Annotated in this window: 17 protein-coding genes and 1 pseudogene; 11 read left to right on the top strand and 7 right to left on the bottom strand. The window is 71.7% G+C overall.

The features are described 5' to 3' along the window. Positions 1–20 precede the first annotated feature (20 nt). The 5 genes from FPV26_RS02350 to efpL all read left to right on the top strand — a co-directional run bounded on the left by FPV26_RS02350 (position 21) and on the right by efpL (position 6,991). Positions 21–2,015: an acetyl/propionyl/methylcrotonyl-CoA carboxylase subunit alpha gene (locus FPV26_RS02350; RefSeq protein WP_147652104.1), complete on the top strand. Its 1,995-nt coding sequence runs from the start codon at positions 21–23 to the stop codon at positions 2,013–2,015. Position 2,016: 1 nt separating this feature from the next. Continuing rightward, positions 2,017–2,916 carry a hydroxymethylglutaryl-CoA lyase gene (locus FPV26_RS02345; RefSeq protein WP_220429063.1) on the top strand — a complete coding sequence of 300 codons (900 nt, stop codon included), beginning with the start codon at positions 2,017–2,019 and terminating at the stop codon, positions 2,914–2,916. Next, positions 2,913–5,462, top strand: a complete 2,550-nt coding sequence (locus FPV26_RS02340; RefSeq protein ID WP_147652103.1) for a sensor domain-containing protein — start codon at positions 2,913–2,915, stop codon at positions 5,460–5,462. The genes FPV26_RS02345 and FPV26_RS02340 overlap by 4 nt, the downstream gene beginning before the upstream one ends. 82 nt (positions 5,463–5,544) lie before the next feature. Continuing rightward, the gene (locus FPV26_RS02335; protein ID WP_147652101.1) at positions 5,545–6,315 is read left to right on the top strand and encodes an SDR family NAD(P)-dependent oxidoreductase; all 771 of its coding nucleotides are present in this window, start codon (positions 5,545–5,547) and stop codon (positions 6,313–6,315) included. Positions 6,316–6,424: 109 nt separating this feature from the next. Beyond that, the gene (efpL, locus tag FPV26_RS02330; RefSeq protein ID WP_147652099.1) at positions 6,425–6,991 is read left to right on the top strand and encodes an elongation factor P-like protein EfpL; all 567 of its coding nucleotides are present in this window, start codon (positions 6,425–6,427) and stop codon (positions 6,989–6,991) included. Here efpL and FPV26_RS02325 read toward each other — a convergent pair. Next, positions 6,951–7,547 carry an NUDIX hydrolase gene (locus tag FPV26_RS02325; protein WP_147652097.1) on the bottom strand — a complete coding sequence of 199 codons (597 nt, stop codon included), beginning with the start codon at positions 7,545–7,547 and terminating at the stop codon, positions 6,951–6,953. The genes efpL and FPV26_RS02325 overlap by 41 nt on opposite strands. 192 nt (positions 7,548–7,739) lie before the next feature. Here FPV26_RS02325 and FPV26_RS02320 point away from each other — a divergent pair, with 192 nt between their 5' ends. The 5 genes from FPV26_RS02320 to mtnC all read left to right on the top strand — a co-directional run bounded on the left by FPV26_RS02320 (position 7,740) and on the right by mtnC (position 12,713). Continuing rightward, entirely contained in the window at positions 7,740–9,224 is a 1,485-nt protein-coding gene (locus FPV26_RS02320; RefSeq protein ID WP_147652095.1) for an amino acid permease, read from the top strand. Positions 9,225–9,336: 112 nt separating this feature from the next. After that, positions 9,337–10,758: an amino acid permease gene (locus FPV26_RS02315; RefSeq protein ID WP_147652093.1), complete on the top strand. Its 1,422-nt coding sequence runs from the start codon at positions 9,337–9,339 to the stop codon at positions 10,756–10,758. 64 nt (positions 10,759–10,822) lie between these two features. Then, positions 10,823–11,458, top strand: coding sequence for a methylthioribulose 1-phosphate dehydratase (locus FPV26_RS02310; RefSeq protein WP_147652090.1), 636 nt, complete (start codon positions 10,823–10,825; stop codon positions 11,456–11,458). Beyond that, positions 11,455–12,015, top strand: a complete 561-nt coding sequence (locus FPV26_RS02305; RefSeq protein WP_147652088.1) for a 1,2-dihydroxy-3-keto-5-methylthiopentene dioxygenase — start codon at positions 11,455–11,457, stop codon at positions 12,013–12,015. The genes FPV26_RS02310 and FPV26_RS02305 overlap by 4 nt, the downstream gene beginning before the upstream one ends. Beyond that, complete coding sequence (gene mtnC, locus FPV26_RS02300) at positions 12,012–12,713, top strand: acireductone synthase (protein WP_147652086.1); 702 nt, start codon at positions 12,012–12,014, stop codon at positions 12,711–12,713. The genes FPV26_RS02305 and mtnC overlap by 4 nt, the downstream gene beginning before the upstream one ends. 28 nt (positions 12,714–12,741) lie before the next feature. Here the strand turns inward: mtnC and FPV26_RS02295 are convergent, their stop codons facing one another. Continuing rightward, positions 12,742–14,373 (bottom strand): calcineurin-like phosphoesterase C-terminal domain-containing protein, encoded by a 1,632-nt coding sequence (locus FPV26_RS02295; RefSeq protein ID WP_147652084.1) that lies wholly within the window; start codon positions 14,371–14,373, stop codon positions 12,742–12,744. A gap of 100 nt (positions 14,374–14,473) precedes the next feature. Here FPV26_RS02295 and FPV26_RS02290 point away from each other — a divergent pair, with 100 nt between their 5' ends. Next, entirely contained in the window at positions 14,474–16,297 is a 1,824-nt protein-coding gene (locus tag FPV26_RS02290; protein ID WP_181952536.1) for a sensor domain-containing diguanylate cyclase, read from the top strand. 497 nt (positions 16,298–16,794) lie between these two features. Here FPV26_RS02290 and hisIE read toward each other — a convergent pair whose 3' ends face one another. The 5 genes and pseudogenes from hisIE to FPV26_RS12950 form a co-directional block, all read right to left on the bottom strand. Next, on the bottom strand, positions 16,795–17,442 hold the full coding sequence (gene hisIE, locus FPV26_RS02285; protein WP_147652125.1) for a bifunctional phosphoribosyl-AMP cyclohydrolase/phosphoribosyl-ATP diphosphatase HisIE: 648 nt from the start codon (positions 17,440–17,442) through the stop codon (positions 16,795–16,797). Positions 17,443–17,447: 5 nt separating this feature from the next. Then, positions 17,448–18,218 (bottom strand): imidazole glycerol phosphate synthase subunit HisF, encoded by a 771-nt coding sequence (hisF, locus tag FPV26_RS02280; RefSeq protein ID WP_147652079.1) that lies wholly within the window; start codon positions 18,216–18,218, stop codon positions 17,448–17,450. Then, the gene (gene hisA / locus FPV26_RS02275; RefSeq protein WP_147652077.1) at positions 18,212–18,955 is read right to left on the bottom strand and encodes a 1-(5-phosphoribosyl)-5-[(5-phosphoribosylamino)methylideneamino]imidazole-4-carboxamide isomerase; all 744 of its coding nucleotides are present in this window, start codon (positions 18,953–18,955) and stop codon (positions 18,212–18,214) included. The genes hisF and hisA overlap by 7 nt, the downstream gene beginning before the upstream one ends. Next, on the bottom strand, positions 18,952–19,554 hold the full coding sequence (gene hisH, locus FPV26_RS02270; protein ID WP_147652075.1) for an imidazole glycerol phosphate synthase subunit HisH: 603 nt from the start codon (positions 19,552–19,554) through the stop codon (positions 18,952–18,954). The genes hisA and hisH overlap by 4 nt, the downstream gene beginning before the upstream one ends. Continuing rightward, a pseudogene (locus tag FPV26_RS12950) lies at positions 19,551–19,856 on the bottom strand (bifunctional histidinol-phosphatase/imidazoleglycerol-phosphate dehydratase); the annotation flags it as partial. The pseudogene FPV26_RS12950 and the gene hisH, both read right to left, overlap by 4 nt. Positions 19,857–19,877 lie beyond the last annotated feature (21 nt).

Raw genomic sequence — 19,877 nt, 5'->3', positions numbered from 1 at the left:
TCCGTGGCCATAAAACAGACATGTTCGACAAGATCCTGATCGCCAACCGCGGCGAGATCGCCTGCCGCGTGATCCGCACCTGCCGCCGGCTCGGCATCCGCACCGTCGCGGTGTATTCGGAGGCCGACGCCGACGCGCAGCACGTGCGCCAGGCCGACGAGGCGTACTGCATCGGCGGCCCGCGGCCGCAGGAGTCGTACCTGCGCGGCGAGGCGATCATCGAGGTCGCCAGGCAGACCGGGGCGCGGGCCATCCATCCCGGCTACGGGTTCCTGAGCGAGAACGCCGATTTCGCCGACGCGGTCGAGGCCGCGGGCCTGGTGTTCATCGGGCCGAAGGCGGCCTCGATGCGCAAGATGGGCAGCAAGGCCGGGGCCAAGGAGCTGATGCAGGCCGCCGGGGTGCCGGTGGTGCCGGGCTACAACGGCACCGATCAGTCGCCGGAGACGCTGGCGCGGGAGGCGGCGCGGATCGGCTTCCCGCTGATGATCAAGGCCGCGCACGGCGGTGGCGGCAAGGGCATGCGCGTGGTGCGCGTGCTGGACGAATTCATGGCCAGCCTGGAGAGCTGCCAGCGCGAGGCCGCGGGCGCGTTCGGCCGCGACCGGGTGCTGCTGGAGCGCTACATCGGCCAGCCGCGCCACATCGAGTTCCAGGTGTTCGGCGACGTCCACGGCAACGTCATCCACCTCAACGAGCGCGAGTGCTCGGCGCAGCGCCGCTACCAGAAGGTCATCGAGGAATCGCCCTCGCCGTTCCTGACCCCGGAGCTGCGCGCGGCGATGGGCGAGGCCGCGGTCAAGGCCGCGCAGGCGATCGGTTACGTCAACGCCGGCACGGTCGAGTTCATCGTCGCCCCGGACGGCGCGTTCTACTTCATGGAGATCAACACCCGCCTGCAGGTCGAGCATCCGGTCACCGAACTGGTGAGCGGGCTGGACCTGGTCGAATGGCAGCTGCGCGTCGCCGCCGGCGAGCCGCTGCCGCTGCGGCAGGAGCAGGTGCGGCAGCAGGGCCACGCGATCGAGGTGCGGGTCTATGCCGAGGATCCGGACGCCGGCTTCCTGCCTGGCTCGGGCCGGCTCGAGCGCCTGCGCCTGCCGGCGCCGTCGGCGCACGTGCGGGTGGACTCGGGCGTGGTCGAGGGCGACACGGTCACGATCTTCTACGACCCGATGATCGCCAAGCTCATCGTGCACGACGCCGACCGCCCGCGCGCGCTGGCGCGCCTGCGCGAGGCGCTGGCCGAGTGCGAGATCGGCGGGCCGAAGTCGAACGTCGAGTTCCTGGAACGCCTGGTCCGGCATCCGGCGGTGGTCGGGGCCAGCATCGACACCGGCTACCTGGACCGCCACCTCGACGAGTTCATGCCCGCCGCGGAGGTGGATCCGGACCTGCTGCTCGCCGCCGCGGTCGCGCAGCTGCTGGCCCAGGAGCGCGCCGCGCGCGAACGCGCGGCCGGCTCGGGCGACCCGCACTCGCCCTGGGCGCTGGCCGACGGCTGGCGGCTGGGCCATGCCGGCAAGCGCGAGCTGGCGTTCGTGCACCGCGGCGCGCCGCTGGCGCTGGTGGCGCACGGCAGCGGCGGCGACTACCGGATCGAGCACGCCGGGCACGACGTCGTGGTGAACGGGGCCCGGATCGAGGGCGACGCGCTGAGCCTGCGCCTGGACGGCCGCGGGCGCCGCTTCCGGGTGGACAGCGACCCGCACCGGGTCATGATCCACGACGGCGAACGCCGGCTGCGGCTGGAGCCCGTGGAGGTGTATCGTCGGCAGTCCGGGGGGAGCGCAGGGGGCGAAGACCGCATCCGCGCGCCGATGCCCGGCCGCGTCGTCCTGGTCCGGGCCCGTCCCGGCGACCCGGTCCGCGCCGGCGACGAAGTGCTCGTGATCGAGGCGATGAAGATGGAGTTGAGCCTGAAGGCCCCGCGCGACGGCAGCATCGCCGAGGTGCGCGCCGCGCCCGGCGACTTCGTCGAGGCCGACGCGGTGCTGGTGACGCTGGAGGCATGACATGGGCCTGCCCGCCAGCGTGCGCATCGTCGAGGTCGGCCCGCGCGACGGGCTGCAGAACGAGCGGGCGTTCGTCCCCACCGCGGCCAAGATCGAGCTGATCGAACGCCTCGCCGCCACCGGCCTGACCTGCATCGAGGCCACCAGCTTCGTCAGCCCGAAATGGGTGCCGCAACTGGCGGACGCGGCCGAGGTGTACGCCGGGATCACGAAACGGCCCGGGGTGCGCTACCCGGTGCTGGTCCCGAACGAACAGGGCTACGAACGCGCCCGCGCGGTCGGCGCGCAGGACGTGGCGGTGTTCACCGCCGCCTCCGAGGCCTTCAACCGCAGGAACATCAACGCCTCGATCGACGAGTCCATCGAGCGCTTCCGCCCCGTGCTCGAGCGCGCCCGCGCCGATGGCGTGCGCGTGCGCGGCTACGTCTCGACCGTGCTCGGCTGCCCCTACCAGGGCGCGGTGCCGCTCGCGGACGTGGTGCGCGTGGCCCGGCGCCTGCACGAGCTCGGCTGCGAAGAGATCTCGCTCGGCGACACCATCGGCGTGGGCACCCCCGGCAAGGCGCGGGCGATGCTGCGCGCGGTGGCCGCCGAGGTGCCGATGCCGGCGCTCGCCGTGCACTTCCATGACACCTACGGCCAGGCGCTGGCCAACCTCCTGGCCTGCCTGGAGGAAGGCGTGGGCGTGGTGGACGCCGCGGTCTCCGGCACCGGCGGCTGCCCCTACGCGCGCGGCGCCAGCGGCAACGTCGCCACCGAGGACGTGGTGTACATGCTGCACGGCCTGGGCATCGCCACCGGCGTGGATCTGGAACGGCTGGCCGAGACCGGCCGCTGGCTCGCCTCCCTGCTCGGACGGGACACCGGAAGCAAGGTCGCAAGGGCGATGGCCGTGGCGTGAACTCCCGCCTGCCACCGCCGGAATCCGACGCCGCCGCGACCCTCGCGGCGCTGCGCGAGGCGTGCGAGGCCCCCGACCTCCCCGATCATCTGCGCGTCCTGCTGCGCCAGGCCCATGACGCGCTGCAGGCCGAGGCCGTCGCGGCCCAGGCCGCGCGCAACCGCTGGCGCGCGCTGTTCGACGCCGTGCCCGATCCGGTCAGCATCATCAGCTGGGAAGGGATCGTGCTCGACCTGAACAAGGCCGGCGTGGCGGCCTACCAGCGCCCGCGCGAGCACATCGTCGGCCAGCCGATCCACGTGCTCAACCCCGACCTGCCGCGCGACCACATGCTGCCGGTGTGGGAAGTGCTCGGTCGCGGCGAAACCTACGTGGTGGACGTGACCAACATGCGTGCCGACGGCACCCGCTTCCCGGTGCAGGTGCACTCGGCCGCGTTCGACGACGAGGGCGAGCGCCGGATCGTGGCCGTGGCCCGCAACATGAGCGGCCACCGCGAGGCCGAGCTGCGCTACCGCGAGCTGATGGAGACGATGGACAACGGCATCGTCATCCGCGATGCCGACGGCCGCATCGTGTACGGCAACCCCGCGATCCTGCGCATGCTCAGCCTGGCGCCCGGCCAGCGCCTGGAGGAGGAACTGAACCGCGAGCGCTGGCTGATCGTGGACGAGCGCGGCCAGGAACTGGAGTACGAGGACGTGCCGGCGCGGCGCGCGCTGCGCACCGGCCGGATCGTCGAGAGCACGGTGCTCGGCTTCTACGACCGCCTGCTGCGGCGCCTGATCTGGTTCAGCGTCACCGCCGTGCCGCAGTTCGGCCCCGGCGGGGGGCGTCCGCAGCAAGTGCTGTCGCTGTTCTCCGACGTGACCGCGCTCAAGCGCGACAGCGCGCTGTTCGAGCGGGTGCAGGCGCTGGCCCACATCGGCGGCTGGGAATGGGACTCCGGCCGCGACAGCCTGCACCTCACCGCCGAGACGCAGCGCATCCTCGGCCGAACGCCGGAAACGCTCGAAGGCCTGCTGGAATCGCTGCGCGAAAAGGACCGCCGCCAGTTGCTGGAAGCCGTGCGCCAGTGTCGTGACGCCGGCGAGGGCTTCGACCGGGAGCTGCAGGGCACGCGGCCCGACGGGCACGCCTTCTGGGTACGGATGATCGGCGAGGTCGAGCCCGGCGACCCCACCGGCGCGCGCCTGGCAGGCACCCTGCAGGACATCACCGAGCGCAAGCAGGCGGAGGAAACCCTGCGCGTGCAGGCGCGCAGCGATCCGCTCACCGGGCTGCTCAACCGCGACGCGGTCCTGGCCGAACTGGAAACGCGCCTGTCCGACCCGGCGCAGTCCCGGCTGGCGGTGCTGTACGTGGACCTGGACCGCTTCAAGATCGTCAACGACGTGCTCGGCCACGCCGCCGGCGACCAGGTGCTGGCGCGGGCAGCGGCGCGGATCCAGCATGCGGTGGGCACCGAAGGCTTGATCGCCCGCTTCGGCGGCGACGAGTTCCTGGTGGTGTGCGACACCGACGACGAGCACCAGCCCGAGCGCCTGGCCGCGGCGATCCTGGACGTGTTCCGCGACGCGTTCCGCATGGAAGGCGAGGAGTTCAGCATCACCGCCAGCATCGGCATCGCCCGTGCGCCGGTCCACGGCGACCGGCCGCACGTGCTGATCCAGAACGCCGACCTGGCCATGTACGACAGCAAGCGGCGGCTCCGCAACAGCTGGCAGGGCTTCTCCGGCGCGCTGGCCGAACAGCAGTTGCAGCGCCTGCAGATGGAAACGCACCTGCGCCGCGCGATCGAGAACGACGAACTGCGCCTGGTGTACCAGCCGCAAGTGGACCTGGTCAGCGGCCGCATCGTCGGCGCCGAGGCGCTGATCCGCTGGCGCAACCCGGTGCTGGGCGAGATGCGGCCGGACCGTTTCATCAGTCATGCCGAGGTCACCGGCGACATCGTCCGCATCGGCAACTGGGTGCTGCACCAGGCCTGCCGGCAACTGCGCCGCTGGCGCGACGCCGGCATTGCCGTCGGCCGGATCTCGGTCAACGTCTCCTACCGCCAGTTCCTGGCCGAAAACCTGGCCGAGCGGGTGGCGGCGGCGCTGGACGCGGCCGGCATCCCCGGCGAGGCGCTGGAGCTCGAGTTCACCGAACGTGTCCTGATCGAGGACGCGCCGGACACGCTCGACACCCTCGACGCCTTGCGCGCGCTCGGCGTGACCCTGAGCATCGACGACTTCGGCGAAGGCTACAGCGCACTGAACTACCTGCGCCGGCTGCCGATCCAGGGCATGAAGCTGAGCCAGCAGTTCCTGCACGGCGTGCCGCACAACGCCTCGGACGTGGCGATCTGCCAGGCGGTGGCCGGCATCGCCCAGAGCCTCGGGCTGCACCTGGTCGCCGAGGGCATCGAGAGCGACGCCCAGCGCCAGTTCCTGTTGCGCATGGGGGTCACGACCGGCCAGGGCTTCCTCTACGCGCCGGGCCTGGCGCCGGACGAACTGGCCCTGCGCCTGGCCACGCCGCTGCGCATCCGGCATGCCTGACGCGCCCTGGGGCAGGGCCGCCGGGCGCGGCGCCCCGCTGGCGTAAAATGGCGTGCTTTGGCAGCTTCACGGGGATTCGCGCATGCAACTCGACAACGTCCGCGCCGTCGTCACCGGCGGCGTCTCCGGCCTTGGCCTGGCCGTGGCCCGGCATCTGGCCGCCCACGGCGGCAAGGTCGCGCTGCTTGACGTCAACGACGACAAGGGCGCGGCTGCGGTCGCCGAGCTGGGCCAGGACAAGGCCCGCTACTTCCGCACCGACGTCACTTCCGAGGACGGCGTGACCGCCAGCCTGGCCGCGGCGCGCGAGTTCCTGGGCGGGCTCAACACGGTGGTGAACTGCGCCGGCATCCTCGGCGCCGGGCGCGTGCTCGGCAAGGAAGGGCCGATGCCGCTGTCGCAGTTCCAGACCACGGTGATGGTCAACCTGGTCGGCAGCTTCAACGTCGCCAAGGCCGCTGCCGCGCTGATGCAGCACAACGCGCCGGGCGAGGACGGCGAGCGCGGGGTGATCGTCAACACCGCCTCGGTGGCCGCCTACGAGGGCCAGATCGGCCAGGCCGCGTATTCGGCCAGCAAGGGCGGCGTGGTCGGCATGACCCTGCCGATGGCGCGCGAGCTGGCGCGTTTCGGGATCCGGGTGATGACGGTGGCACCGGGCGTGTTCTGGACGCCGATGGTGGACGGCATGCCCGAGAGCGTGCAGCAGTCGCTGGCAGCCTCGATCCCGTTCCCCTCGCGCCTGGGCCGGCCGGAGGAGTTCGCCGACCTGGTCGCCTACATCCTGCAGAACCGCTACCTCAACGGCGAGACGATCCGCCTGGACGGCGCGACCCGGCTGGCGCCGAAGTGAGTGCAGGACACCCCATCCCGGACGGCGCATGGGCGTGCGCTGGCCCGGGATCCCATGGCACCCCCCTGAACAAATGGGTTCCGGCTTGCGCCGGAACGACGGACAGGCAATGAAGGCTTCCGAAGTCAAGAAAGGCCACGTGGTCGAACACAACGGCACCGTGTACCAGGTGCGCGACATCGAGCGCAGCGCGCCGCAGGGGCGCGGCGGCAACGTCACCTTCCGCTTCACCCTGTACAGCGTGCCCGGCGGCAGCAAGTACGACCTGTCGCTGCGCGCCGAGGACGACCTGAAGGAAGTCGAGCTGACCCGGCGCCCGGCCACCTTCTCCTACCGCGACGGCGACGCCTTCGTGTTCCTCGACGACGAGGACTACACCCCTTACCACCTCGGTCCGGAGATGGTCGGCGACGCCGCGGGCTACATCGTGGACAACCTCGGCGGCTGCTACGTGCAGCTCATTGACGACCAGCCGGTGGCGCTGCAGTTGCCGCAGACGGTGGCGCTGGAGGTGGTGGACACCCCGCCCGAGCTCAAGGGCGGCACCGCGACCAAGCGGCCCAAGCCCGCGCGTCTGGCCACCGGGATCGAGCTGCTGGTGCCCGAGTACATCGCCAACGGCGACCGGGTGCTGGTCAGCACGACGACCGGAGAGTACATGGGGCGCGCGGACTGACCCGCGCCGCCCACTTGCGCGCCATCCGCCGCACCGAGGGATCGGCGTCCGCGTCCTCCGCCAGTGCCGCGATCCCGCGCCAGGCCAGGTCGTGCGATTCGTCGCCGACCACGTAGTCCTCGCCGCCGTGCGCGCGCACCACGTAGCGCACGTCGTAATGCCAGTGCGCAGGCACCTCGCCGCGTGCCGGGATCCAGTGCCGGTCGAGGTCGAAGATCGCCTCGTCCTCCAGCGCCAGCCCACGCAGACCCGACTCCTCCGCCGCCTCGCGCAGCGCCACCCGGGGCAGGTCCGGGTCGCCGTCGGCATGGCCGCCGAGCTGCAGCCAGCGGTCGAGCTTGCGGTGGTGGGTCATCAGCAGCCGCCGGCCGTCGCCGCTGACCAGCCAGGCCGAGGCGGTGAAGTGGCCCTGCCGCCGTTCGCGCCGGAACGGATCCTCGGGATCGTCCAGCAACGCCAGGAACGCGCCGACCACGGTCTCCTCCGGCCAGCGGCGGGCGTAGTCGAACAGGGCCCGGCGGAGCGCCGCGTCGGTGGCTGCGGTGCGCGGGGACATGGGCGGAACGGGCCTTGACAGGAAAGGGGGCGCAATTATGCGGCCGCAGCGGCCGCGCCCACGCCCCGGGAGGCGCGCGATGCGCCCTTGCTGCTGCTTTCCCGCGTGGGTTAAGGTGGCCCGCCCCCACGGGCCATACGCTCCAGCCGCCGTCCGCACGGACGGCGGTCCCATCAATTCCAGGGGAATCGGATGTTCAACGACCTGTTCATCACCAAGCCGGTGGAGCCCGCGCCGCACGTGGACGCCGGCGAACCGGTGGAAGGCTCGCTCCAGGGAGAAGCGGGCCTCAAGCGCGTCCTCACCGCCCGCCATCTGGTCCTGCTCGGCATCGGCGCGATCATCGGCGCCGGCATCTTCGTGATGACCGGGCAGGCCGCGGCCAACCACGCCGGCCCGGCGATCATGCTCAGCTTCGTGCTCGCCGGCGTCGCCTGCGCGTTCGCAGGCCTGTGCTACGCCGAGTTCGCCTCGATGATCCCGGTCTCGGGCAGCGCCTACAGCTACACCTACGCCACGCTCGGCGAGGCGGTGGCCTGGTTCGTGGGCTGGAGCCTGGTGCTCGAGTACCTGTTCGCGGCCTCCGCCGTGTCGGTGGGCTGGTCGGCCTACACCATCAGCCTGATGGAGTCGGTCGCGCAGATGCTCGGCAGCGACTGGAAGTTCCCGACCCTGTTCGCCTCCGCGCCGGTGGCCTATGCCAACGGCGAATTCACCCCGACCGGGTCGCTGTTCAACCTGCCCGCGGTGCTGATCGTCTCGGCCGTGGGCTACCTGTGCTACATCGGCATCCGCCAGTCGGCGACCGCCAATGCGATCATCGTCGCGATCAAGGTCACGGTGATCCTGGCCCTGATCGGCCTGGGGTCGCAGTACGTCAACCCCGACAACTGGACCCCGTTCATCCCGGCCAACGAAGGCGGCGACCGCTTCGGCTGGCCCGGCGTGCTGCGCGCGGCCTCGATCGTGTTCTTCGCCTACATCGGTTTCGACGCGGTCTCGACCGCGGCGCAGGAAGCCAAGAACCCGCAGCGCGACATGCCGATCGGCATCCTCGGCTCGCTGGTGGTGTGCACCATCCTCTACATCATCGTGGCCGCGGTGCTGACCGGCCTGGTGCCGTACACCCAGCTCGGCACCGCCAAGCCGGTGGCCACCGCGCTGGAGGCGTACCCGGCGCTGGGCTGGCTCAAGTTCGCGGTCGAGATCGGCGCCGTCGCGGGTCTGACCTCGGTGATCCTGGTGATGCTGATGGGCCAGCCGCGCATCTTCTTCGCCATGGCGCACGACGGCCTGCTGCCGAAGTTCTTCGGCGCGGTCCACCCGAAGCACCAGACCCCGCACAAGGCCACCATCGTGGTCGCGATCGTGGCCGCGATCCTGGCCGCGTTCTTCCCGCTCGGCGTGCTCGGCGACCTGGTCTCGATGGGCACCCTGCTCGCGTTCGCCACCGTGTGCATCGGCGTGTGGGTGCTGCGCCACACGCGCCCGGACCTGCCGCGCGCGTTCCGGGTGCCGATGGCGCCGGTGATCTGCACCCTCGGCGCGCTGTCCTGCCTGGCCCTGGTGGGTTTCATGGGCTGGTACAACTGGCTGCTGCTGGCGGCGTGGACCGTGATCGGGTTCGTGATCTACTTCCTGTACGGCTACCGCCACAGCAAGCTGCGCCAGGGCTGAGCCGCCCGCAACCTCACGGAGGGCCGACGAACGATTCGCCGGCCCTCCTTGCTTCCCGCTCCCCGACGCCCGCCCCGACGGCACCGCGCACTCCGGACGCCAGGATCCGACCATGCTGCAGCACCTGCTCGCGACCAAACACCCGCACGCCAGCCACGCCGACGCCGAGGCACTGCAACTGCACCGGACGCTCGGCCCCTGGGCCCTGACCGCGCTCGGCATCGGCGCGGTGATCGGCGGCGGCATCTTCGTCATCACCGGCCAGGCCGCCGCCGACCATGCCGGCCCGGCGATCATGCTCTCGTTCGTGCTGGCGGCGATCTGCTGCGCGTTCTGCGCCCTCGCCTACGCCGAGTTCGCCTCGATGGTGCCGGTGTCCGGCAGCGCCTACACCTACACCTACGCCACCCTCGGCGAGCTCGCCGCCTGGTTCATCGGCTGGATGCTGGTGCTCGAATACGGCGTCTCCGCCTCGGCGGTGGCAGTGAGCTGGACCGGCTATTTCCTCAGCCTGCTCGACCATTTCGGCATCCACCTGCCGGCGGCGCTGAGCTCGGCGCCGCTGGATTCGCAGCTGCGGCCGACCGGCGCGATCGCCAACCTGCCGGCCGCGGCGCTGGTGTTCGCCCTGACCTGGGTCTGCTACATCGGCATCCGCAAGTCCTCGGCGATGAACATCGCCATGGTGGTGCTCAAGACCGGGCTGATCCTGCTGGTGATCTTCGCCGGCTGGAAGTACGTGGATCCGGGCAACTGGGAACCGTTCATCCCCGCCAACGAGGGCCCCGGCAAGTACGGCTGGGACGGCGTGCTGCGCGGCGCGGCGATGGTGTTCTTCGCCTACATCGGCTTCGAGGCGGTGTCGGTGGCGGCGCAGGAGTCGCGCCGGCCGCAGCGCGACCTGCCGATCGGCATGCTGCTCTCGCTGGCGATCTGCACCGTGCTGTACATCGCGATGGCGGCGGTGATGACCGGCCTGGTGCCGTACACGCAGCTCGGCACCGACGAACCGGTGGTGACCGCGGTCGCGGCGCACCCGGAACTGGGCTGGCTGCGGATCGTGGTCGAGATCGGCGCGATGATCGGCCTGGCCTCGGTGGTGCTGGTGATGATCATCGGCCAGCCGCGGATCTTCATGATCATGGCCCGCGACGGCCTGCTGCCGCCGGTGTTCACGAAGATCCATCCCGAGTACCGCACCCCCCACATCAACACCGTGATCACCGGCATCGGCATCGCCCTGCTGGCGGCGCTGTTCCCGCTCGACGTGCTGGGCGAGCTGACCTCGATGGGCACGCTGATCGCGTTCGCCGCGGTGTGCGTGGGCGTGCTGATCCTGCGCCGCACCCAGCCGGACCTGCCGCGGCCGTTCCGGATCCCGGCGGCGTGGTTCGTGTGCGGCGCGGGCGTGCTGAGCTGCCTGGTCCTGCTGTCGGCGATGACGCTGCACAACTGGATGCTGATGGCGGTGTGGACCGCGGGCGGCTTCCTGATCTATTTCCTGTACGGATACCGGCATAGCCGCCAGCGATAGCCGGGGGCGGCCGGCGCGCGGTCCGGGGACGCGGGCGCTTCCCCGGATTCGCTAGACTTGCGGGATGAGCGACGCCCTGCCCTACGACGACCAGCAGCTGCGCCACGCCGCCGGCGAGCTGATCATGAACGTGCGCGAGCTGGCCGAACGCGGCTGGACGCCGGCCACCAGCAGCAACTTCTCGCGCCGGCTCGACGCGCGCCACGTGGCCATCACCGTCTCCGGACGCGACAAGGGCCGGCTGACCGAGGCCGACATCATGGTGGTGGACCTGGACGGCAACCCCGTCGGCAGCAGCCACCGTCCTTCGGCCGAGACCCTGCTGCACACGCGCCTGTACGCGCGCTTCCCGCAGGTGGGCTGCGTGCTGCACACCCACTCGCTGGTGCAGACGGTGGCCTCGCGCCTGTTCTCCGGCGCCGGGCACGTGCACCTGGAGGGCTACGAGCTGCTCAAGGCCTTCGCCGGGCAGACCACGCACGAGGCCGAACTGGACCTGCCGGTGCTGCCCAACTCGCAGGACATGCATACCCTGGCCGCGCAGGTGGACGCCCTGCTCGACGCGCAGCCGATGTGGGGCTACCTGATCGACGGCCACGGCCTGTACGCCTGGGGCCGTGACATCGCCGAGGCCCGCCGCCACCTGGAGGCATTCGAGTTCCTGCTCGCCTGCGAGCTGGAGCTGAGGAAACTGAGATGAGCCGCCTGAGGATCTTCGCCGACGACCACCCCGACGCGCCGCTGCTGGCCACCCGTGACCGCGCCGAGATCGCGCGCGAACTGCAGCGGATCGGCGTCGCCTTCGAGCAGTGGCAGGCCGTGCAACCGGTCAGGCCGGGCGACCCGCCGGAGGCGATCATGGCCGCGTACCGCGCCGACATAGACCGCCTGGTGGCCGAGCGCGGCTTCCGCACCGTGGACGTGGTCAGCATCGCGCCGGACAACCCCAACCGCGAGGAGCTGCGGAAGAAGTTCCTGGACGAGCACTTCCACAAGGAGGACGAGGTCCGCTTCTTCGTCGCCGGCTCCGGCCTGTTCACCCTGCACGTGGACGACCGCGTGTACGAGGTGCTGTGCGAGGCCGGCGACCTGATCGCGGTCCCGGACCGGATGACGCACTGGTTCGACATGGGCCCCGAGCCGAGCTTCGTCGCGATCCGCTTCTTCACCGAGCCGGACGGCTGGGTCGGGCACTTCACCGGCACCGACATCGCCGGGCGCTTCCCGCGTTACGAGCGGGGGCAGGCGGCCGAATGACTCCTCCCACCATCCTCACCGACATCGAGGGCACCACCAGCAGCATCTCCTTCGTCAAGGACGTGCTGTTCCCCTACGCGCGGCGCGCGCTGCCGGCGTTCGTGCACGCGCACGGGCGCGAACCGGAAGTGCGGCGCTGGCTGGACGCGGTGGCGGCCGAACTGGGCGGGGCCTGCGACGACAGGCTGGTCGTCGAGACCCTGCAGGGCTGGATGGACCAGGACCGCAAGCACACCGCGCTCAAGGCCCTGCAGGGGCTGCTGTGGCGTGCCGGCTACGAGCACGGCGACTACCGCGCGCATGTCTATCCGGACGCGGTGGCGGGACTGCGTCGCTGGCACGCGGGGGGCCATCGCCTGGCGGTGTATTCCTCCGGTTCGGTCGAGGCGCAGAAGCTGTTCTTCGGCCACAGCGAGGCCGGCGACCTGACCGGGCTGTTCTCGGGCTGGTTCGACACCGCCATCGGCCACAAGCGCGAGGCCGAGAGCTACGCGCGCATCGCCGACGCGCTGGACCTGGCGCCGGCCGAGGTGCTGTTCCTGTCCGACGTGGTCGAGGAGCTCGACGCCGCGCGCGAGGCCGGCATGCGCACGGTGCTGGTGGACCGCCTGGCCGACTATCCGGCGCCGCGCGAGGGCGCGGCGCGCAACGGCCATCCGCGCGTGACTTCCTTCGACGCGGTGGACGCGCTGCTGTGAGCGCACCCCGCGGCCGGCGCGCGGCCGTTCAGGGCGTCGCCACGTCCAGCCGGTAGCTCGTCGCGGCGCGCTGCTCGCCCTGCCAGTCGTCGAAGGCGCGCACCTCGATGCGGTGCTCGCCCGGGGCCAGGTCGGTCGGCAAGGGGCCGCGCCACAGGTGCGGCGAGGGCGTGGCTTCGGGGATCCGGTCGTAGCCGCGCAGGGCCGCGGCCTGGTCGTCGCGCAGGTTCTCGGCCAGCACGCGCGGATCGGGCTGCAGCACCCGGCGCATCGGCTGCCACGGGCCATCGTCCACGCGGTACTCGACGCGGGTGCGCTCGTGGCCCATGAACACGTTGGCGTACACGGCAAAGCCCGGCCAGGCGCCGTGGCGCAGCACCTTCGGCGCGTGCAGGGCGATCGCCGGCGTGGTGGGCGCGAGCGCCCCGCCCTGCGCCGGGCGCCAGGCGAGCGCGTAGGCGCCGCCGGGGCGCACGGTCAGCACCGCGTAGCCGTTCGGGGTGCCATCGCTCATGGTCGCGTCGGGAATGCCGCGCGCGTCCTTCACCCCGGACCAGAACGCCCCGCACGCGGCGCCGACGTTGTACTCGTGCAGCGGCGCCGCGCCCTGCCAGCCGCTGGCGGCATCGTGGAACACGTGCTGCTGGGTGTGGCGGTGCGCGCTCAGCACCAGCACGTGCGGGAAATCGCGCAGCAGGGCGAACAGGCGCGCGCGGTCGGTGTCGCGGAAGCCGTCCCGTCCCGGTTCCTCGAACAGCGGCACGTGCATCGCCAGCACCAGCAGCCGGTCCTTCGGCACCGTCGGCAGGTAGGCCTCGAGGAAGGCGAACTGCGCCTGGCGCAATCCGCCGATGTACTCGGGGCGCTGGCCCGGCAGGTAGATCACGTCGTCGAGCACGACGAACACGGCTTCCCGCTCCTCCCAGGCGAAGGTGTCGGGGCCGAAGCTGTTGCGGAAGGTGCGCAGCGAGTCCTCGTCGCCGGCCGCGTCGAAGTCGAGGTCGTGGTTGCCGGGCGCGTGCAGCCAGGGCACGCCGAGCGCGGCGGTGGCAGCGGTGACCAGCGGATAGAGCGAGAGGTCGTCGTGGACGATGTCGCCCAGGCTCAGGCCGAGGTCGGCGGCCGGCACGTGCGGGTGGGCGTCCTGCGCGGCATCGTCCAGCACCGCCTGCACGATGTCGCCCCGGTAGTGGGCCACGTCCTGCGCGGTCTTCGGCTGCGGGTCGCCGAACACGAGCACGCGCAGTGCCTCGGCACGGCGACGCGGCGCGGGCGTCTGCGGCCACAGGGCGAAGTCGTGGCAGGCCGCCGGTGCGGCGGGGATCCCGCCGTACCTCAGCGCGGGACCGGGCTCGGGCTGGAGGTGGCGCCAGAACCGCGGCAGGCCGTCCACGCCCGCGGGCACGGCGTACCCGGCGGGCTTGACCACGAACACGGTGCGGCCGGATTCCACCGGCAGGGCGTAGCGGCCTTCCGCATCGGTGCGGACCACGCGCAGGCCGTCGGACACCGCCACGTCCGGCAGGCCGGGCTCGTCGGGATCGGCGTGGCCGTCGCGGTCGGCGTCCAGGAACACGCGGCCGGCGTTGCAGGGCATGGCGGCCACGGGCGGGACCACGGCGGCCAGCGCCGTGCAGAGCAGCAGGAGGGTCCGGAGCATGGCCCATTATCGCCAGCGTTCCCGTAGCACGGAGGCCCCGGATGCGGCTTGGCCCGCTGCCGGCGGGGCGTTATCGTGCGCAGAAGGGAGGGGGGACAGGATGCACCGAAGGGAACACTGGCTGCTGGTGCTGCTGCTGGGGTGGTCGTTGCTGGCCCCGGTGCTCGCTGCGGCCCGCACGCCGGCCGTGCTCGGGCCGGAGACGGCCTCGCTCGACCTCGCGCCGCACGTCCGCTACCTGCAGGAGGCGGAGCCGCGCGGCGAGCCGGCGCGGATGTTCGAGCGGGCGCAGGCCGGGGAATTCCGGCCACTGCCGCCCGGCGGACCGGTGTTCGGCTTCCAGCGCGACACGTTCTGGTTCCATGCCACCCTGCTGAACCGCAACCCGGACGAGCCGCGCTGGCTGCTGGTGCAGAAGTACCCGCTCAGCGACTACGTGGACGTGTACCTGCGCCATCCCGACGGGCGCATCGAGCACCAGGCCTCGGGCGACCGGCTGCCGTTCGACTCGCGCGCGATCCGCTACCGCACCCCCAATTTCGAGGTGCGCCTGCCGCCGGGCCAGCCGGTGGAGCTGCTGGTGCGGGTGCGCAGCGAAAGCTCGATGCAGGTGCCGCTGGCGCTGTACACGCCGATGGCCTTCGCCGAACTGGCGCGCGACGCGCAGCTCGGCATCGGCATCTACTACGGGATCCTGATCGCGCTGCTGGTGTACAACCTGGTGCTGTGGCTGTGGCTGCGCGACTGGAGCTACTTCTGGTACCTGTTCCACGTCGGCGGCTTCGGGCTGGTGTTGTTCTGCCTGAACGGCCTGGCCTTCGAGTACCTGTGGCCGAACTCGCCGCTGATGCAGGAGTGGTGCGTGCCGGTCTCGATCTGCATCGCGCTGGCGGCGATGCAGCAGTTCGCCCGCCACTTCCTCGACCTGGAGCACCGCTGGCCGGCCGCGAACCGGCTGTCGGTGGCGTTCCTGGTGTTCTTCGCGGTCATGGGCGTGGCCTCGTTCGCCCTGCCCTACCGCATCTCCACGCCGATCGTCTCCGCGGCGGTGTTCCCGAACGTGCTCTTCATCGTGATCCAGTCGGTGGTGATGCTCCGGCGCGGGTTCGAGCCGGCACGGCTGTTCCTGCTGGCCTGGGCGGTGTTCCTGGCCGGCACCGCGGTGTTCGCCGCGCTCGCGTTCGGGCTGCTGCCGAAGAACTTCTTCACCGAGTACGGGGTGCAGATGGGCTCCGCGCTGGAGATGCTGCTGCTCTCGGTCGCGCTCGGCTACCGCTACGCGAGCCTGCGCACCGAGAACATCCGCATCGTGCAGGAGACCAACGAGAAGCTCGACCGCACGGTGATCGAGCGGACCCGGCAGCTGCGCACGGCGATGGCGCAGCTCGGCGAGGCCAACGTGCAGCTGCGCGAGTACAGCCGCCGCGACCCGCTCACCGGCGTGTACAACCGGCGCCATTTCCACGAGGCCTTCGAGCAGACGCTGCGCGAGGTGGCCGGGCGCAACGGTTGCCTGGCGCTGCTGCTGGCCGACCTGGACCATTTCAAGCAGATCAACGACACCTACGGGCACCTGGCCGGCGACGATTGCCTGCGCGCGGCCGCCCGCAGCCTGCAGGAGGCGCTGGCGGCGCGCGAGGCGATGGTGGCGCGCTTCGGCGGGGAGGAGTTCGTGGCGGTGTTCCCGTGCGCGGATGCGCAGGAGGCGCTGCAGGTCGCCGAGTCGGTGCGGATGCACATCCACCAGTCGCCGGTGCGCAGCGGCAAGCACACGATCCGGATGAGCATCAGCATCGGGGTGCACACGGTGACGCCGGGGCGGGAGATGACGCCGGAGGAGCTGATCAAGGTCGCCGACGAGGCGCTGTACCGGGCCAAGGGCGACGGCCGCAACTGCGTGCGGCATTCGATGAGCGTGGCTTGAGCGGCAACCCGGTCCGTCTGATCGGCGTCGCGGGCTGCCTGAAGACTGATTCCCTATCCCGATGCCGCATGGCGCCTTGGGCGAAGTTTTGTCGCTTCGGGCGGAGGCGCCGGTATGCCCGGGGTGGGGTTCGCCGCGTGGGCTCCGCATCCGGCTCCGACACGCGGCCGCGCGCCATCCATGGCGCGCTCGAACCCCACCCCAGGCACACCGACGCCTCGGGGATCTGTGTGCCAAAGCTTCGTGCCCCATCTCGGCGCAATTGCGCTGTTGCCGTTGCTCTCCCGGCAAGCGCCGAGACCTCACCCGAGGGTTCGGTGTGTGTGGGGGGGGTCGCGTCAAGCCGGCCATGGATGGCCGGCGCGCGAGTCAGGGCAGGAAGCCCTGACCGAGCGGAGAGCGACACCCCCCGCGCACCGAATCCGGGCCAACCAATCGTCCGCTCAACGCTATCAGAAGCACGAACCCCGACCGCGCCCGGCAGCGAATCCGTTGACTCAACCCTCGCGCTGCGCTCGGCCGCGGCGCTCGGCCAGCACCCGCAGCGCCTCCGCGAGCGACAGCCCGCGCGCGCGCAGCAGTACCAGCAGGTGGAACAGCAGGTCGGCGGCTTCGCCGAGCAAGGCCTCGTCGCGCTCGGCCAGCGCCGCCAACGCCACCTCCACGCCCTCCTCGCCCACCTTCTGCGCGATCCGGCGCGTGCCGCCCTCGAACAGGACCGTGGTGTAACTGCCCGGCGGCCGTTCGCGCTCGCGCTCGGCCACCAACGCATCCAACTCGGCCAGCACATCCCCGGGCGCATCGGCGAAGCAACTGGTGCGGCCGAGGTGGCAGGTAGGGCCCTGCGGCAGCGCCTGCACCAGCAGCGCATCGCCGTCGCAATCGGCCTCGACCCGGACCAGGGCGAGGAAGTTGCCGGAAGTCTCGCCCTTGACCCACAACCGCTGCCGGCTGCGGCTGTGGAAGGTGACCCGGCCGGTGTGCAGCGTCGCCTCCAGCGCCTCGCGCGACATCCAGCCCAGCATCAGCACCCGGCGCGTGGCCGCGTCCTGCACGATCGCCGGCAGCAGGCCCTCGCCCTTCTGCCAGTCCAGGGTGTCCGCGGAGAAGTCCGCACGGGAATCCGCGGGTTTTGGCGAGGAAATCCCGTTCACGTCCGCACCTCGATGCCTTCCGCCGCGAGTACCTGCTTGAGCGCGGGAATCTCCACCGTGCCGGCATGGAACACGCTCGCGGCCAGCGCGCCGTCCACGTCGGCCACGCGGAACGCGGCCACGAAATCGGCGATCGTGCCGGCGCCGCCGGACGCGACCAGCGGCACCTCGCACACCGCGCGCACGGCCTGCAGCTGCGCGATGTCGTAGCCGCGCCGCACCCCGTCGCTGTCCATGCAGTTGAGCACGATCTCGCCGGCGCCCCGCGCCTGCGCCTGCCGCACCCACTCGAGCGTGCGCAGGCCGGGCGCGCGCATCCGGTCCGGATCCCCGGTGTGGCTGCGCACCCGCCATTCGCCGTCGGCATCGCGCAGCGAGTCCACGCCCACCACCACGCACTGCACCCCGAAGGCCTCGGCCAGCTCGGCGATCAGCGCGGGACGCTCGAGCGCGGGGGTGTTGACCGAGATCTTGTCGGCCCCGGCCAGCAGCACGTCGCGCGCGGTGGCCACGTCGCGGATGCCGCCGGCGACGCAGAACGGGATGTCGAGCGTGCGCGCCACGCGCTCGACCCAGCGCACGTCCACGCTGCGTCCCTGCGGACTGGCGCCGATGTCGTAGAACACCAGCTCGTCGGCGCCGGCGTCGCGGTAGCGCAGCGCCAGCTCGACGATGTCGCCCATGTCCACGTGGTCGCGGAAGCGCACGCCCTTGACCACGCGTCCGTCGCGCACGTCCAGGCAGGGGATGATGCGGCGGCTCAGCATGTGGCCCCTGGCAGGATCTCGGTCAGCCGCACCTGGCCTTCGAGCAGGGCGCGGCCGAGGACCACGCCCGTGCAGCCGGCCTCGCGCACCGCCGCCACGTCGGTGGCCTCGCGCACGCCGCCGCTGGCCTGCACTGCCACCGTCGGAAGCTGCGCCGCCAGTTCGCGGTACAGGTCGAGGTTCGGGCCCGCACCCATGCCGTCGCGGGCGATGTCCGTGCACAGCAGGTGGCGCAGGCCGGCTGCGGCGTAGTAGCGCGCCAGGTCGAACAGCGTCCATGGCGTGGTTTCGGTCCAGCCATGCACCGGCAGGCGCCAGATCCCGGCCGGATCCTGGCGCGCGTCGAGCGCGATGGTGATGCGCTCGGGGCCGAAGCGGCGCAGCCACGCCGCCACGCGTTCCGGTTCGCGCACCGCGAGCGAACCGGCCACCACCCGCGCTGCGCCGGCATCGAGCAGCGCCTGCACGTCCTCCTCCGCGCGCACGCCGCCACCGGTCTGCACCTGCAGGCCGGTCTGGCGGACGATCTCGGCGAGCAGCGGGCGCAGCGTGTAGCCACCCTCGCGCGCCGCATCCAGATCCACCAGGTGCAGCCAGCGTGCGCCCTGTTGCACGTGCTGCGCGGCGAGCGCGAGCGGGTCGGCGTCGTAGCGCGTCTCGCGCGCGTAGTCGCCCTGGCGCAGGCGCACGACCCTTCCCTCGCGCACATCTATCGCGGGATACACCGTGAAGTTCATGCCGCCTCCAAGGCCAGGAAATTGCGCAGCAGGCGCGCGCCGACGTCGGAGGAGCGCTCGGGGTGGAACTGCGCGCCGCACAGGCGGCCGCGCCGCACCATGGCGGCGAACGCCGTGCCGTGCTCGCTTGCGGCGAGGCAGTCCCCGGTCACCGGCACCGCATACCCGTGCACGAAGTACGCATGCGCGTCGGCCGGAATGCCGTCGAGCAGGGGATCGACGCGCAGCGGCCGCAGCCGGTTCCAGCCCATGTGCGGCACGCGCAGGCCGGGCTGAGGCGCCAGTCGCCGTACCTTGCCCGGCAGCAGGCCGAGGCATTCCACCTCGCCCTCCTCCGAGCGCTCGAACAGCAACTGCATCCCGAGGCAGATGCCCAGCAGCGGCACCTCGAGCGCGCGCAGCGCCACGTCCAGGCCGCGCTCGCGCAGCAGCCGCATCGCCTGCGGGGCGGCGCCGACGCCGGGCAGGATCACCCGCGCAGGCAGGCCGAGTTCGTCGGCGTCGCGGACGATGCGCGGCACGACGCCAAGTCGCTCCAGCGCGTAGCGCACCGAGCCGAGGTTCGCGCCGCCGGCATCAATCAGCGCAACCGTGCTCACAGCACCCCCTTGGTGCTCGGCAGCGCATCGCCCTCGCGCCGCAGCGCCTGGCGCAGCGCGCGCGCCACCACCTTGAAGCAGGCCTCGACCTGGTGGTGGTCGTTGTCGCCGCGCACCGTCAGGTGCAGGGTGAAGCCGGCCGCGTCGCACAGCGAACGGAAGAAGTGCGGCACCAGCTCGGTCGGCAGGTCGCCCACGCGCTCGCGCCGGAACGCGCCCTCGAACTGGAAGTGGGCGCGGCCGGAGACATCCAGCGCGGCCGAAGCCAGCGCCTCGTCCATCGGCAGGGTGAAGCCGTAGCGAAACTCCGATGCAATCGGAGT

The organism is Vulcaniibacterium gelatinicum (assembly GCF_008033445.1).
Lineage (GTDB): Bacteria > Pseudomonadota > Gammaproteobacteria > Xanthomonadales > Xanthomonadaceae > Vulcaniibacterium_B > Vulcaniibacterium_B gelatinicum.
This window is presented reverse-complemented; position numbering and strand designations above follow the sequence as displayed.